Here is a 14730-nt window from a genome sequence, read left to right on the forward strand (position 1 = left end):
GTGGGGACCGCGGCGGTAAGCGCGCGGTAAGGGCGTCCCGCGGGCGGTCAGGACTCCCAGTCGAGGGTGCGGCTCACCGCGCGTTTCCAGCCCGCGTACCCCTTCTCGCGCTGCTCGTCGCTCCACTCCGGGTTCCAGCGCCGGTCCTCGGCCCAGTTGGCGCGCAGTTCGTCGGTGTCCTTCCAGTAGCCGACGGCCAGCCCGGCGGCGTACGCGGCGCCCAGCGCGGTGGTCTCGGCCACCACGGGACGGCTGACCGGCACGCCCAGGATGTCGGACTGGAGCTGCATGCACAGGTTGTTCGCGGTGACCCCACCGTCGACCTTCAGCACGTCCAGCACCACGCCGGAGTCCTGCTGCATGGCCTCCACGACGTCCCTGCTCTGGTAGCAGATGGCCTCCAGGGTGGCCCGCGCGAGGTGGGCGTCCCTGTTGTACCGGGACAGGCCGACGATCGCGCCGCGCGCGTCGGGCCGCCAGTACGGCGCGAACAACCCCGAGAACGCCGGGACGAAGTAGATACCGCCGTTGTCGGTCACCTGCCGGGCCAGGTCCTCGCTCTGCGCCGAGGTACGGATGATGTGCAACTGGTCGCGCAGCCACTGCACGGCCGACCCCGTCACGGCGATCGAGCCCTCCAGCGCGAACACGGCGGGCTGGCCGGCGAACTTGTAGGCGACGGTGGTGAGCAGGCCGCGCTCGGAGCGTACGAGGTCGGTGCCGGTGTTGAGGAGCATGAAGTTGCCGGTGCCGTAGGTGTTCTTGGCCTCGCCGGGCGAGAAGCAGACCTGGCCGACGGTGGCCGCCTGCTGGTCGCCGAGGATCCCGGTGATCGGCACCTCGCCGGCGAACGGGCCGTACGCGCTGGTCACGCCGTAGGACGCGGGCTCGGACGACGGGCGGATCTCCGGCAGCATCTCGTGCGGGATGCCGAAGAAGGACAGCAGCTCGTCGTCCCACTCCAGCGTCTCCAGGTCCATGAGCATGGTGCGGCTGGCGTTGGTCACGTCGGTGACGTGCACGCCGCCGCGGACGCCGCCGGTGAGGTTCCACAGGGTCCAGGTGTCGGTGTTGCCGAAGACCGCCTCTCCCCGCCCGGCCGCCTGGCGCACGCCCTCGACGTTCTCCAGGATCCACTGGATCTTGCCGCCGGAGAAGTACGCGTCCGGCCGCAGGCCCGTCTTCCTGCGGATGACCTCGCCACGGCCGTCCTGTTCGAGCTGCGCGGCGATCCTGGCGCTCCTGGTGTCCTGCCACACGATGGCGTTGCAGTACGGGCGGCCGGTGCGCGGGTTCCACACGACCGTGGTCTCGCGCTGGTTGGTGATGCCCACGGCGGCCAGGTCGGTGTCGTGCAACCCGGTGCGCTGGAGGGCGGTCTCGATCACCGCGGAGGTCCTGGTCGAGATCTCGATCGGGTTGTGCTCCACCCAGCCGGCCCTGGGCAGGATCTGCTCGTGTTCGAGCTGGAACTTGCACACCTCCAGGCCGCCGTGATTGAAGATCATAAATCTGGTGCTGGTGGTGCCCTGGTCGACGGCCCCCACGAAATCGGGCATGGTCGTTCTCCTCCGGTCGGGTCAGACGCGGCCCGCGTCCTCAAGGTCGGGCTCGGGCTCGGGGAGGAACCGGGCGATCATCAGCTGGTAGAGCCCGGCGCCGGCCACGCCGCCGAGCAGGGGGCCGACGATGGGCACCCAGAAGTACAGGTCGCCGTACTGGTCGCGCCAGGCGCCCGAGTAGCCGGTGAGGAAGCTGGCCAGGCGCGGCCCGAAGTCGCGCGCGGGGTTGATCGCGTAGCCGGCGTCGGCGCCCCACGCCATGCCGATGCCGACGATGAGCAGGCCGATGACGACGGGGCTGAGGTTGGCGCTGGGCGCGAGGTTGTGCGAGTCGGACAGGGCGTACAGGACGAACATCAGGATGGCGGTGCCGATGATCTGGTCGCGGAACCCGCCCCACATGCCCACCGGCAGCTCGCCGTTGCCGGGCAGGGTGGAGAAGACGATCTGGGTCTTCAGCGTGTGCCCGGGGTCCACCTTGGTCAGCACCTCCGTGTAGTTCCAGCGCACCAGCAGCGCCCCGACGAACGCCCCCACGGTCTGCGCCAGCGAGTACGGCAGCACCTTGGCCCAGGGGAACCCCCGGAAGGCCGCGAACGCCAGCGTGACGGCCGGGTTGAGATGGGCGCCGGTGATCCGGCCCGCGACGTAGACGCCGAGCGCGACGCCGATGCCCCACGCCCAGGCGATGCTGTCGTGGTCGCCGATGCCCGCCGCGACCACCTGGGCGACGACGCCCACCCCGAACAGGATGAGCACCATCGTGCCGGCGAACTCGGCGATGAGCTCACCGGCCAGTTCCCGCCGCTTGACACGTTCGACCACCGCTGCCCCCGCTTCCGTGGTGTCGGCGTTGTGTGCCATTCCCCGATCAGGGAAACGTATACGGATTGTGAGCAGTTGAGCACAAAACGTGGTTCGGGGGATCAATGAACATGACCGGGGCGATGGACGCCAGAAACCGTCAGGCCGCCATCGACCGGCTGGCCGAGCAGTCCTTCGACGTGCTCGTGGTCGGCGGCGGCGTGACCGGCGCGGGCGCCGCGCTGGACGCCGCCTCCCGCGGGCTGCGCGTCGCGCTCGTGGAGAGCCGCGACCTGGCCTCCGGCACGTCGAGCCGGTCCAGCAAGCTCATCCACGGCGGGCTGCGCTACCTGGAGCAGTTCGACTTCAAGCTGGTCCGCGAGGCGTTGAAGGAGCGCGACCTGCTGGTCTCGCGGCTGGCCCCGCACCTGGTCAAGCCGGTCACGTTCCTGTACCCGCTGCAGCACGGGCTCATCGAGCGGCCGTACGTGGGGGCCGGGCTCACCCTGTACGACACGTTGGAGGGCATGCGCCGGCCGATGCCCCGGCACCGGTACCTGTCGGTCAAGGAGTCCCGCCGGATGGCCCCCGGCCTCCGCGCCGACGCCGTGTCCGGCAGCATGATCTACTTCGACGCGCAGGTGGACGACGCCCGCTTCACGCTCGCCCTGGCCAGGACGGCCGCCGCGCACGGCGCCGTGGTCGCCACCCGGACGCGGGTCGTCGAGATGCTGCGCGACCAGGGCAACGAGCGGATCGTCGGGGCCCGCGTACGTGACGAGGAGACCGGCCGCGACCTCGACGTCAGGGCCGACGCCGTGGTGGTGTGCGCGGGCGTGTGGACCGACCCGATCAACGGGCTGCCCGGCTCGGCCCCGGCCGGCTTCAAGGTCAGGATGTCGAAGGGCGTGCACGTCATGGTGCCCGGGGAGGCCATCGACGCGTCCACCGGCATGATCATCCCTACCGAGAAGAGCGTGCTGTTCATCATCCCGTGGACGCGGCGGCGGTGGATCGTCGGCACCACCGACACCGAGTACGACGGCGACCGGGAGGAGCCGTCGGCCACCGGCGAGGACATCGACTACATCCTCGACCACGCCAACGCCGTGCTGGCCCGGCCGCTGACCCGCGACGACGTGGTGGGCGTCTATGTGGGCCTGCGCCCGCTGGTGGCCGCCGACGAGAGCTCGGCGACCACCAAGCTGTCCCGCGAGCACGTCGTGGACGTGCCGATGCCCGGCCTGGCCACGATCGCCGGGGGCAAGTTCACCACCTACCGGGTCATGGCCAAGGACGTGGTCGACGCGGCGCTGGAGGGCTTCGACGTGCCGGACTCGGTGACCGACCGGCTGCCGCTGATCGGCGCGGACGGGCTGCCCGCCGTGCGCGTGTCCGTACGGCGTCTGGCCGAGGACCACGACGTGGACGCCGACGTCGTGGAGCACCTCGTCCAGCGCTACGGCACGCTGGCGCCGGAGGTGCTCTCCCTGGTCGACGGCGACCGCTCGCTCGGCGAGCCGCTGGTGGAGGGATGCCCGTGGATCAAGGCCGAGGCTGTGTACGCCGTCACGCACGAGGGCGCGCTGCACGCCGAGGACGTGCTGTCGCGGCGGACCCGGATGCTCATCGAGGCGATCCCCGCCGCGCTCGACGCGGCCCCCGTGGTGGCGCGGCTGATGGCCGGGCTGCTCGGCTGGGACGGGGCCCGGGTCGAGGCGGAGGTGGCGCGCTGCCGCACCCTGGTCGAGGCCGAGCAGAAGGCCCTGGCCGAGGCCACGGCTCCGCGCCGGGAGGCCGCCGCCGCGTCCTGAGGGCCGGCGGTCAGTGGCGCAGGAGGGTCAGCGATGGTTCGGGGGTGACGGTCAGGCGGGCCCGGCCGCCGATCGGGAAGGTGGCCAGCGGGTTGGTGTGGCCGACCTCGACGTTGGCCAGGACGGGGACGTCCCGCAACCCCGGCTGCGTCTCGACGATCTGCTCCAGCAGGGCGCGGGTCATGCGGCTGGCCTGCTGGAACCGTCCGATCACCAGGCCGCGGACGGTCTCGGCGCCCGGCTGCTGGAGCAGCGAGGTGAGGTCGCGGGCGAAGGTGGCCGGGTGAGACTCCAGGTCGTCCTCCACGACGAGCAGCGCGTCCTCCAGTGACGGCATGTACGGCGTGCCCTGAAGCAGGTTCAGGGTGCAGAGGTTGCCGCCCACGACGCGCCCCTCGGCGGCGCCGGGCCGCAGCGGCCACCAGCCTTCGCCGGGGATCGGCTCGCGCTTGTCCTGGTCGAGGAACCACAGGTCGTCGGTCCAGTACGCCGCCGCCGAGAGCTCGACCGGCGCGTCGCCGAACAGGACCGCGGTGAACCACTCCAGGGTCTGCTCGAAGTGGTCCCGCATCCCGAACGTCGACCAGTGGGGCCCCGAGTACGTGACCAGCCCGGTGCGGGCGAGGAAGGCGTTCTGCAGGGCGGTGATGTCGGAGTAGCCGCACACGATCTTGGGGTTGGCCCGGATCAGCTCCCAGTCGAGGTGCGGCAGGAGCTCGTTGCTGTTGTAGCCGCCGATGACCGTCAGGATCGCCGCCACCGACGGGTCGGCGAAGGCGTCGTGCAGGTCGGCGACGCGGGAGGCGACGCTGCTGGAGTTGAAGGCGTCCCGCTCGTCGACGTGGCGGCCGTAGGTGAGCGTCAGGCCGAGCTCGGCGAAGCGGGCGTCGATGAGCGCGGTGTGGTCGTGCTCCATGACCATCGCGCGCGAGCAGGCGGGCGCGACCACGCGGACCACGTCGCCCGCCTTGAGCTTGGGGGGATGGATGACGTCCATCTAGCGAAGCATAGGGGAGTCGTTCTCCGCCTCCGCCCACACCGCGAACGAGGCCGCGTCGGCGCCGTCGCCGCAGACCGGGCAGCCGTCCGGGTCGCGCGGCCACTGGGACATGACCTCCAGCTCGCCGGTCTCGAAGTGCACGTCGAGCTGACGGCCCAGGGCGATCGGCTCGGCGTGGCCGGTCACCAGCCGGATCGCCTCGCCGGTGATCAGCGACGCGACCAGCGCGATGTGCGGGGCGAAGGCGATGGTGACCCGGCCGTGCTCGACCCGCAGCGCCCCGGCGAGCTGGGACAGGTAGCTCGGGTCGGCGCGCGTGTAGTACAGGTGCAGGCAGTCCATGCAGCCCGTCTCGCGCGGGCGCACCGAGAACAACCGGCCGCGGGTGACGAACGAGCCGCCGCAGACGTAGGGCACCCCCTCCTTCACGCAGGCCGCGTTCACCCGCCGCTGCGCGACGAACGGCGGCTCGTCGATCGCGCAGATCGCCACGTCGGCGCCCCGGACGAGCGGGGCGACGTCGGCGGCCGATTCGATCCGGCGCTGCACGGCGGTGAACTCGACGTCGGGGTTCACCTCCTTGGCCAGCCGGGCGGCCACCGCGGTCTTGTACGCGCCGATGTCGCTCTCGCGGTAGAGGGACTGCCGGTTCAGGTTGCCCAGCTCGACCCGGTCGTAGTCGACGGCCGTGATCCTGCCGAACCCGGCCGCGAGCAGCATGGGCAGGATGTAGGAGCCGCCGCCGCCCAGCCCGAGCAGCACGCAGTGGGCGGACCGCAGCCGGTCCTGCGGCTGCTCGCGCGCGGCGGACAGGCCGGCGTAGTGGCTGAAGTAGTTGACGTTGCCCTCGTAGCGGCCGTCCTCGTAGGGCGTGGGCCGCGCTTCCTCAAGGAAGCCGCGCCCGTCCAGGTCGCGGACGGCGGTGAGCACGTCCTCGACGCCGATGCCCGGGTGCGCCCGGCCGACCGCCGCGGCGACCTCGCCGAGCGGCCGCGCGCCGTCCAGCGCCTCGACGAGGGTCCAGAGCTGCCCGTACGGGTCGGTGAAGTCCACCGTGACGCCGGCCTGGGCGCCGATGCGGAAACGCCGGTCGTCCAGCCGGTACACGGGATAGATGGGTTTGACGCGGATGTGGCTGTCCAGGGAGGGGGTCATCGTCGTCCTTTCTTTTCGCGGTCGCTTCGGAAATGGCCGAGCGGGCATCCGGGGAGCGGCCGTTCTCCCCGGATGCCCTGAAACTGTCTGCCGCTGTGTGCGGGTCTACCGTCGGGCTCAGAAAACGATCCAGCTCACCTCGACCGGCGCGTCAGTGCCCAGGTCGCTCATCTCGTAAGTCATGCGATTCACCTCCCTTCGCGAAGTTCCGGACCGGCCCGGAGACGAGGCCGGCCACACCTGCCGCGGCCACCAGTACGGCGCCGAGGACGAACACCGTCCTCGGACCGGCCGCGGAAGCCATGAGTCCCGCGAGCAGCGCGCCCACGGGGAAGATCCCGAACGAGGCCACCAGCAGTGCCCCGGACACCCGCCCGCGCACCGCCGCGGGCAGCGTGGTGTGCACGACGGTGATCAGCAGCACGTTGCCCGCCGCGTTCGCCGCGCCCGCCCCGAGGAAGAGCGCCGCGGGCCAGACCTGGCCCTCGATCAGGCCGACCGCGCCGAGCAGCGCGGCCTGCGGGAGCATCAGCAGCACCGCCGCCCGCACCGGGTTGCGCGGGGCGCGCAGCAGGCCCGCCACGACGCTGCCCGCGAGCGCGCCGAGCCCGAAGGCGCCCAGCACGATCCCGTACGCGGTGGAGAACGTCGCCGGCGCGGTCTCGTGCAGCAGCGCGGGCAGCCCGACCTCCAGAATCCCGGCGAAGCCGAGATTTCCGGCGGCGGCCAGCGTCAGGATCACCCTGAACAGCGGGAACCCGCGCACGACGGCCCACATGCCGGCCCCGCCGCCGCCCTGCTCAGGACGCACCCGTCCAGGGCGCGGCCGGACGAACCAGAGGGTCGCGACCGACACCGCGAACGAGGCCGCGTCCACGGCGAGCGCCGGCCCCGGGCCCAGCCGGGCGACGAACACGCCCGCGACCACCGGCCCGGTCAGCGCGACGGCTTGCGCAGTCGCGTAGTTGCGGCTGTTGGCGCTCTGGACGTGCCGCTCCTCGACGATGTCGGGGATGATGGCGAAGTTCGCCGGCAGGAAGACGCCTCCGGCCAGGCCGAGCACCGCCGTGCCCGCCGCCAGCGCCCACAGGCGGTCCTCGCCGTTCCAGGCCAGGGCGCACAGCAGGCCCGCGGCCGGGGCCCGCACGACGTCGGCCGCAAGCATGATCGGCCTGGGCGTCCAGCGGTCCGCGAGCGGGCCGCCGAGCACGAGACCGAGCAGCCGGAAGAGGCCGTAGACCGTCAGCACCGTCCCCAGGGCCGCGGTGCCGTGGCGCAGCAGCACGATCCCCGGGAGGGCGACGACGTAGAACTGGTCGCCGAAACCGGACAAGCCCTGGCCGGTGACGAGCAGCGCCAGCGACGACACCGGAGAACGGCGGCGCCCGGTGACGTGTCCGGCGGGGATCGAGTGTTTCGACGAGTGGCTCACGTCATGGAGGGCGTTCCACCCCGTTCCAGGGCCGTTCCATGGAGGCGCCGAACGGTCGTTCGCCATCAGCCCGAAACCGGACGTTGCTCAATAATTCCGGCGACAGTGTGCACGTTTGTTATGGACGGCCGATAAACGTGCGACCACAATGCCGCCGGCGGGGCTATTGATAAAGTTGCAAACCCCTGTCAATCGAGCCGAAGAACTGGCAAATGTAGGCCGAATGTAGCCATTCGTGTTCCGCTAGCACACGGGCCGGGGCCGGACAAGGAGTTGCTCGCCGTTCAGCGGCGTGAATAACTGACGCTCAATACCCGGCGGAGAGCCGGGGAGACATTCAAAAAAGCTGCACGGACGGGTGCCGCGACCAACGATCCCCGTCCGTGGAGCACCATTCGATGCAGAGGGAGCCTACCCACGATGTCGCTGAAACGCACGCTCTCGGCAACCGCACTGATCGCACCGCTCGCGATTCTGGGCGCGACGCCGGCCTTCGCCGACGATCCCCGGCCCGTTCCCGGCAATCCGAACGTGGTCGTCGGCTTCGACGACGACACGGAGATCTTCCGCGCCAAGTCCTCCGCTCCTTCCCTGGCGATGGCCTGCCCGCCTGGGGAGGTCAGTTATCGGGTCTCCACCTACAGCAACAGCCACAAGGCGATCGGCCCGACGCAGTCGAACCACAACAGCACCTCGCACGCCGCGACGTCCACCTTCACCGCCACCGTCTCCGGCACGGTCTCGGTCTCCTGGAACGTCTCCGGCAGCCTGAAGGTGGACAGGCTCATCGCCGGGGCCGAAGTGGCCACGGGCGTGAATCTGTCCGCCAGTCTCACGGCTTCATTGGGCAACACCATCTCGATCCCGACTCCCGCCCGCAAAACCACCACCGCCACGTACGGCGTCTGGCGCAAGAAGACCAACGGCGTTTATCACGTATGCGGCCAAAAGCCGAAAAACGTAACCGCCTGGACTCCATGGCGCGTCGGCTGGTACCTCAAACAAAGGTGATCTCGACATGATGATCCGACAGGTGGCGTCTCTCGCCATTCCCTGCTGCCTTCTCGCCCTGGCGACGGCCTGCACGGCTGCGCCTCCGACCGATCCGGCGGCTGAGCGGCGGGACGCCACCCCGTCGGCCCCTCCCAGCAAGACAGCGGCGGTCCCTCCCACCGAGCCCCCGGCGAGCACGCCACCGCCCGAACCCGCGTCCCTGCGCCTGCCGGGCATGGAGGCCGGCACCATCACCGTCCTCAAGGCGGGCCCGAGGAAGGGGTCCATGGTCGTGGGCGACGTGCCCCCCGGCAAGGACGAGCTGTGGGTCCTGTTCCGCTGCCGGGGGGAGGGCAAGGCGGAGATCATCCTGGAGCCGGGCATCGACATGCCCTTCACCTGCCTCGACGACGTGATCAGCCCCATCATGAACCGCCTCGATCTGGGCCGCAGGAAGACCCTGACGGTACGGGTCCAGGCCCCGGACTCGGTCGAGTGGGCCTTGCGCGTGACACGCTGAGGATGGCGTTCGCGGCGGGGTGCGGCACGCCGGGTGAGGAGGAACTCCGGGGTGAGATCCGTCCTGGAGCCTAGGGTGTTTGCCATGGTCAAGTGGCTTGTACTCCTGCTCGCTTGCGCGTTGACCGGGTGCGCCGGTCCTGTCGGGACGGCCGGGCGCACGTCGGCGCCCACTTCCGAATCCGCGTCCGAACCCGCGTCCGAATCCACGTCCGGCTCGTCCACGTCGCCGCCCGACGCCGCCGGCGGCGCGGGCGGGCGGGAGCTCGGTGGGTGCGGGGACGCCCGGTGCGAGGTCACCCTCAGGGCGGGGGACGTCCTGAAGTTCGGGCAGCGTCACGGGATCTCCCGCTTCGCCGTCGGGAGCGTCGAGGGCGACAAGGTCACCTGGGAGGCGGACTTCACCGGGGCCGGGGACATGAGCTCCCAGGGCGAGCAGGGCGGCTCGTCCACCTGCAAGTTCGACGAGGGCGGCGGCTGCACGGGCTACATCCGGGGCGTCACCACGCTCACCCTGAACGACATCGTCCTGCGCTTCCTCTCCTTCGACCGCGGCCGCGCCGTCGTACGGGTGACCCCCAAGCGATGATCGCCTGCCGGGAGGCCGTTCCGGCATGAGCGCGCAGCCGAGCAGCCGGACCAGCGTGATCGTCACCATGGTGGTCGTGGCGACGCAGGCCGTCGTCCTCGGGGTGCTGGCGGCGGCCACCGGCTCGGCCATCCTGTACGCCGAGGCCATGTTCAGCGTGGCCGACCTCGGGGTGGAGGCGTTCCTGCTGATCGGGCTGGCGCGGGTGGCGCGTCCGGCCGACGAGCGCCACCCGCTGGGCTACGGGCAGGAGATCTTCTTCTGGTCGCTGTTCGCCGCCGTGGGGCTGTTCGTGGGCGGGGGCGTCGCGTCGATCGTGGAGGGCCTGGGCGAGCCGTCGGCCTCGGGCGGTTCGTACGCGCTGGGCTACCTGGTGATCACCCTGATCACGGTCAGCGACGGGTGGGCGCTGGCCGTCTCGGTACGGGCCCTCGGCGCGCGGGCCGCGGTGACCGGCCGGTCGTTGTGGTCGGAGCTGCTGGCCGGGAGCGACCCGGCGGCCAAGACCGTCACGCTGGCCAACGCGGCGGCCGTGGTCAGCGGCCCGATCGCGCTGGCCGGGCTCGGGCTGCACCAGGCGACCGGGAACGAGGTCTACGACTCGCTGGGCAGCGTGCTGATCGGGATCCTGCTGGTCGCGGTCTCGGGTCTGCTGCTGCGTCTCAACCAGAACCTCGTCGCCGCGCCCAGCGTGGACGCCGCCGACCTGGCCCGCATCCGCCGCGCGATCGCCGAGGTGCCCGGGGTCGCCGGGGTGCGCAGGGTGATCGCGGTGATCGTGGGCCCTCACCAGGTCATGGTGGCCGCCCGGGTGACCCTCACCTCGGCCACGGACCTTCCCGGGGCCGAGCGGGCGATGTCGGCGGTGGAGGAACGGCTGCGGCGGCGTCCGGAGATCCGCGAGGTCTACGTCACGCCGGTCGCCCCGGAATGAGCCCGCGCCCTGTCACGTCGCGGCGACGGCACCCGGGGGTGCGGGTCCTGGAGAGCTTCCTGGAGGGGGCTCGGGTTCTGGAGGAGGGCTCTGATCTCCTGGCTGATCGTGTTCATGGCGGCGCTCAGGTCGAGCAGGAGCCGGTCGGCCGCGGCGGGGTCGGTGCGGTGGCCGGTGGCGGCCGCGTCGACCGTCCCGGCCAGGTCGCGCAGGGCCCGGCCGAGCCCTTCGTGCAGGTCGTGGTGGAGGCGGCGGCGTTCCTCCTCGCGGATGGCTAGCACGCGTTCCCTGGTCCGGCACAGGTCCGCGACGACGGCCGCGGTGTGGGCGGCGTCGGCGACGTACGGGGTGACCGCGGCGACCGCCCGCGGATCGGCGAACGGGGTGATCAGCAGGCGGCCCACCGCCCGTCCGTGCCACACCAGCGGCACGTCATGAGCGACCGGCCAGGGCTCGCCCGACGTGATCCGGGTACCGGTCAGATCGTGGACGACCGGCCCGGGATCGCCCGACGTGATCCGGGTGCCCGGCAGTTCCACGGCGACCGCGGTGGCCGGCAGTCCTTCTCGTACCAGCTCGATCACGGCGGCCAGCGCGGCCTGCGGGCCGTTGGCGGAGATGGCCCGCTGGAGCCGCCGGACGAGCAGCGCACGCGCCCGGCCCCGCGCGCCGGGCAGCCGGTCGAGCAGGCGCCGCGGGGCGGGCGGGGTCGTGGCGGTCGTGGCGGTCGTGGCGGTCGTGGCGGTCGTGGCGGTCATGGCGGTCATGGCGGTCATGGCAGTTGCCGGATCGCGGCCACCGACGCGGTCACGACCAGGGCGGCGCCGATGCCGACCCAGAGCCCGCGCCGGTCCGAGTCGCGGGTCATCGCCAGCGCCCCGGCCCCCAGGCTCAACGCCAGCAGGTAGAGGGCGTGCCAGGCGGGCGAGCCCGGCAGGAAACCCACGCCCTCCAGGTACGGCGGCGGCCCCCACCGCGCGAACTCGACGTACAGGCCCAGCATGGACAGCGTCGAGTGGTGCGGCTCCACCCGCTGGTTGACGACGATCAACGCGAGCATCACCAGGACGGACACCCCGGGCCACGGCAGCCACCGGGCCACCGCCACCCCCAGGAAACAGGCGCCGAGCATGCACAACGGCCCCGCCGCGATCTCGTGGACGCTCGGGAAACGCTCCAGCTCGACGTCGGCGACCACGTAGACGGTCACCATGACGGCCTGGATCGCGCAGGCCAGCAGGAACGGCCCCAGCCCGGCCAGGCAGCAGGCCGCCGTGCGCAGGTTCCGGCCGACGGGGGTGACGGCCAGCAGCTCGTCCGTGCCCGCGCGTCTGGTGGCCGAGGCCGTGAGCGTCGCGGCGAAGAAGATCGGCAACCCCCACAGGACGACGAAACCGTTGGTGAGCGCGCTGTAGGCGGGCCGGGGCGCCCATTCCGTGGTGGCGAGGCCGAGCAGGTACAGGGCCAGGCCCGCGATCGCGAGCGGGTGCAGCATCAGCCGCCGCGTCTCGGCCAGCGCGAGCGCGGGCAGCAGGTGCGCGAGCAGCGGATGGACGGGCTCGCCACCGTTCTCCAGCAAGTCCGGTGCGTCCGGCGTGCGAGGCGTGCGGGGGGTGGCCGACTTGCGGGGGGTGTCCGGAGGGGAGGCGTCGGGGTCGCGGGTCATGCCGAAGCCTCCGTGATGTCCGTGGTGTTGGTGGTTGTCGTGAGGAGCAGCAGGTAGCCGTCCTCCAGGGTGGGGTCGGCGGGGCGGGCGTTCCGGGGCGTGGGGCCGAGGCCGCGGTACAGGCCGTCGCCGGTCCGCCGCGACGTCCCTGCCGCCTTCTCCGCCGACACCCAGACCTGCCCCTCGGCCAGCGCCCGGAGCTCCCGAGGAGCCCCCGCGAACACGCACCGGCCCGCCTTGAGCACGGCCACCCGGTCGCAGAGGGCGGCGACGTCGTCGGTCTGGTGGGTGGACAGCACGACCGTACGGTCCTGGCCGAGGCGCGCGACCAGCTCGCCGAACAGCAGCCGCTGCTCCGGGTCCAGCCCGGCGGCGGGCTCGTCCAGGAGGATCAGCTCGGGCTCGCCCAGCAGGGCCTGGGCGATGCCGAGACGCCGCCGCATGCCGCCCGACAACGTACGGACCCGCCTGCCGCCGACGGACGTGAGCCCGACCTCCTCGATCACCCGGCGCACCTCGTCGTGCCTGGACCGGCGGTGTGTCATCTCCTTCAGGATCGCCACGTAGTCGACGAACTCGAAGACGGTGACACCGCGTTGGAAGCCCAGGTCCTGCGGCAGGTAGCCGAGCCGCCGCCGGATCTCCAGCCGTCCGGCGGCCGGGTCGCGGCCGAGCAGCCGCAGCTCGCCCTCGTCCGGCGCGAGGACGGTCGCGAGGACCCGTACCAGGGTGCTCTTGCCCGCGCCGTTCGGGCCGAGCAGGCCGGTGACGCCCTTGCCTGCGGTGAGGGTGAGCCCGTCCAGGGCCCGGTCGCGGCCGTAGGTCTTCACCAGGCCGACTGCCTCGATCATGAGAACTCCCTGCGCCGGACGACGAGCAGGACGACGGACACGACGGTGACGGCCAGGTAGCCGGCCTGCCCGGCGGCCCCGAACATGGCCAGATCCGGCTCGCGTACGTTCGTGCCGACGACCGCGGCCACCCAGGGGACGGTCACCGCGATCGCGCAGCGGCGCGGGTCGTACCGGCTGGACAGCGCCAGGGTCAGCGAGGTGAGGGCGAGCGAGGGCAGCAGCCACGCGGCGGTCGCCCAGCCGCCGCCCGGCAGGGTCAGCCCGGCCGCCAGCGCCAGCGCCGACGAGGACGCCACCACGGCGGCGGCCCGCATCAGCATCAGCCGGAACGTCGAGTACGGCGCGGCCAGCCCGATCTCGTAGGCCGGATCCCCGTCCCGCCCGAAGGCCACGGCGACCCCGGCCACCGGCACGACCGGCGCCAGCGTGAGGAACGTCAGCAGTCCCCACCGGTTCGTCTCCCCCGAGGCCAGCGCGGCGAAGAACAGCGCCACGGCGCTGGCGGCCAGCCACGGCAGCCGCAGCGAGACCGTGGCCCCGAGCAGCCGGGCCGTGTGCTCGCGCACCCCGGCGGCCCGCAGCAGCCGTTCGACCGGGCGGGGCGCGGGGGCGTCCACGGTGTCGGCGATGTCGTCCCAGACCCGGTCCAGGCGGGCCCGCGGCACCCGCGGGGCCAGCAGGAGGCGGCACTGCTCGCAGGCCAGCAGGTGGGCCTCGACGGAGGCGGCCGGCGTCGCGGGCAGTTCGCCCGCCGCGTACGCCGCGGCCATGCCGTCGTCCATGTGCCAGGTGCTCACGCCAGTTCCTCCCTCAGCAGCGCGCGGGCGCGCATCATCCGGGTCTTGACCGTCCCCACGGGGATGCCGAGCAGCCGTCCGGCCTCGCGGGTGGTCAGGCCGTCCAGGACGGTCGCCTGGACCACGGCGCGCAGCTCCGGGGAGAGCCGGTCGAGCGCCCGGCCGAGCTCGCCGTACTCGATGCCGAGCAGCACCTGCTCCTCGGCGGAGACCATGACCTGCTCGTGGGCGGGCAGCACCGCCGCGGGGCGGCGGCGCAGGTGGTCGAGCAGGCGGCGCACGCCGATCCCCCAGATCCAGGCCGCGACCTCGCCCCGCCCCTTCCAACTGCGCGCGGTACGCCAGACCGCGACGAAGGTGTCCTGGACCGCCTCGTCCACCAGGGCGGGGTCGGCGCAGCGGCGGGTGAGCCGGAGGAGGAGCCAGGGCGCGTGCCGGGCATAGAGGACTTCCAGCGCACGCCGGTCGCCGTCGGCCACGGCCTCCAGCAGCCGGGCGTCCTGCCACGTCTCGTGCTCGCTCACGGGAGCCCGTTCATCGGTGTCATGCCTCTCTGTCGCATCCCTCCGCTCCGGCGGTTCACGAACTGGGATGCGCGTTTCGCCCGACAA

General features: G+C 72.2%; 15 protein-coding genes. 5 read left to right on the forward strand and 10 right to left on the reverse strand.

Features of this window, described 5'->3' with window-relative positions:
- Positions 1-47: 47 nt before the first annotated feature.
- Both glpK and AB0J97_RS40785 read right to left on the reverse strand, forming a co-directional pair.
- Complete coding sequence (gene glpK / locus AB0J97_RS40780; protein ID WP_364099462.1) at positions 48-1559, reverse strand: glycerol kinase GlpK; 1512 nt, start codon at positions 1557-1559, stop codon at positions 48-50.
- Between the two features lie 21 nt (positions 1560-1580).
- Entirely contained in the window at positions 1581-2426 is an 846-nt protein-coding gene (locus AB0J97_RS40785; protein ID WP_357706793.1) for an MIP/aquaporin family protein, read from the reverse strand.
- Between the two features lie 83 nt (positions 2427-2509).
- Here AB0J97_RS40785 and glpD point away from each other — a divergent pair, with 83 nt between their 5' ends.
- A complete protein-coding gene (gene glpD / locus AB0J97_RS40790; protein ID WP_357706794.1) occupies positions 2510-4180 on the forward strand; it encodes a glycerol-3-phosphate dehydrogenase in 1671 nt (556 codons plus the stop codon).
- A 10-nt stretch (positions 4181-4190) separates the two neighbouring features.
- On the opposite strand, the gene AB0J97_RS40795 is transcribed toward glpD, so the two are convergent.
- The 3 genes from AB0J97_RS40795 to AB0J97_RS40805 form a co-directional block, all read right to left on the reverse strand.
- The gene (locus tag AB0J97_RS40795) at positions 4191-5177 is read right to left on the reverse strand and encodes a S66 peptidase family protein (RefSeq protein WP_364099467.1); all 987 of its coding nucleotides are present in this window, start codon (positions 5175-5177) and stop codon (positions 4191-4193) included.
- The gene (locus tag AB0J97_RS40800) at positions 5178-6335 is read right to left on the reverse strand and encodes a ThiF family adenylyltransferase (RefSeq protein WP_364099470.1); all 1158 of its coding nucleotides are present in this window, start codon (positions 6333-6335) and stop codon (positions 5178-5180) included.
- A gap of 151 nt (positions 6336-6486) precedes the next feature.
- Positions 6487-7767 carry an MFS transporter gene (locus AB0J97_RS40805; protein ID WP_364099473.1) on the reverse strand — a complete coding sequence of 427 codons (1281 nt, stop codon included), beginning with the start codon at positions 7765-7767 and terminating at the stop codon, positions 6487-6489.
- A gap of 420 nt (positions 7768-8187) precedes the next feature.
- Between AB0J97_RS40805 and AB0J97_RS40810 the strand changes: the two genes are divergently transcribed.
- The 4 genes from AB0J97_RS40810 to AB0J97_RS40825 all read left to right on the forward strand — a co-directional run bounded on the left by AB0J97_RS40810 (position 8188) and on the right by AB0J97_RS40825 (position 10802).
- Positions 8188-8778 (forward strand): hypothetical protein, encoded by a 591-nt coding sequence (locus tag AB0J97_RS40810; protein ID WP_364099476.1) that lies wholly within the window; start codon positions 8188-8190, stop codon positions 8776-8778.
- Positions 8779-8785: 7 nt separating this feature from the next.
- On the forward strand, positions 8786-9280 hold the full coding sequence (locus tag AB0J97_RS40815) for a hypothetical protein (protein WP_364099479.1): 495 nt from the start codon (positions 8786-8788) through the stop codon (positions 9278-9280).
- Between the two features lie 84 nt (positions 9281-9364).
- The gene (locus tag AB0J97_RS40820; RefSeq protein ID WP_364099482.1) at positions 9365-9868 is read left to right on the forward strand and encodes a hypothetical protein; all 504 of its coding nucleotides are present in this window, start codon (positions 9365-9367) and stop codon (positions 9866-9868) included.
- Between the two features lie 25 nt (positions 9869-9893).
- Complete coding sequence (locus tag AB0J97_RS40825; protein ID WP_364099485.1) at positions 9894-10802, forward strand: cation transporter; 909 nt, start codon at positions 9894-9896, stop codon at positions 10800-10802.
- Here the strand turns inward: AB0J97_RS40825 and AB0J97_RS40830 are convergent.
- From AB0J97_RS40830 to AB0J97_RS40850, 5 genes are read right to left on the reverse strand one after another with little or no spacing between them, the layout of a single operon-like run.
- Complete coding sequence (locus tag AB0J97_RS40830; RefSeq protein ID WP_364099488.1) at positions 10775-11569, reverse strand: hypothetical protein; 795 nt, start codon at positions 11567-11569, stop codon at positions 10775-10777. The two genes, AB0J97_RS40825 and AB0J97_RS40830, sit on opposite strands and share 28 nt — an antisense overlap.
- 5 nt (positions 11570-11574) lie before the next feature.
- Positions 11575-12468: a hypothetical protein gene (locus AB0J97_RS40835; RefSeq protein ID WP_364099491.1), complete on the reverse strand. Its 894-nt coding sequence runs from the start codon at positions 12466-12468 to the stop codon at positions 11575-11577.
- The gene (locus AB0J97_RS40840; protein WP_364099494.1) at positions 12465-13319 is read right to left on the reverse strand and encodes an ATP-binding cassette domain-containing protein; all 855 of its coding nucleotides are present in this window, start codon (positions 13317-13319) and stop codon (positions 12465-12467) included. The genes AB0J97_RS40835 and AB0J97_RS40840 overlap by 4 nt, the downstream gene beginning before the upstream one ends.
- Entirely contained in the window at positions 13316-14119 is an 804-nt protein-coding gene (locus AB0J97_RS40845) for a zf-HC2 domain-containing protein (protein WP_357706813.1), read from the reverse strand. The genes AB0J97_RS40840 and AB0J97_RS40845 overlap by 4 nt, the downstream gene beginning before the upstream one ends.
- A complete protein-coding gene (locus AB0J97_RS40850) occupies positions 14116-14643 on the reverse strand; it encodes an RNA polymerase sigma factor (protein ID WP_364099498.1) in 528 nt (175 codons plus the stop codon). The genes AB0J97_RS40845 and AB0J97_RS40850 overlap by 4 nt, the downstream gene beginning before the upstream one ends.
- Between the last annotated feature and the right edge of the window lie 87 nt (positions 14644-14730).

It is taken from the genome of Nonomuraea sp. NPDC049607, from assembly GCF_040675375.1.
Taxonomy (GTDB): Bacteria; Actinomycetota; Actinomycetes; order Streptosporangiales; family Streptosporangiaceae; genus Nonomuraea.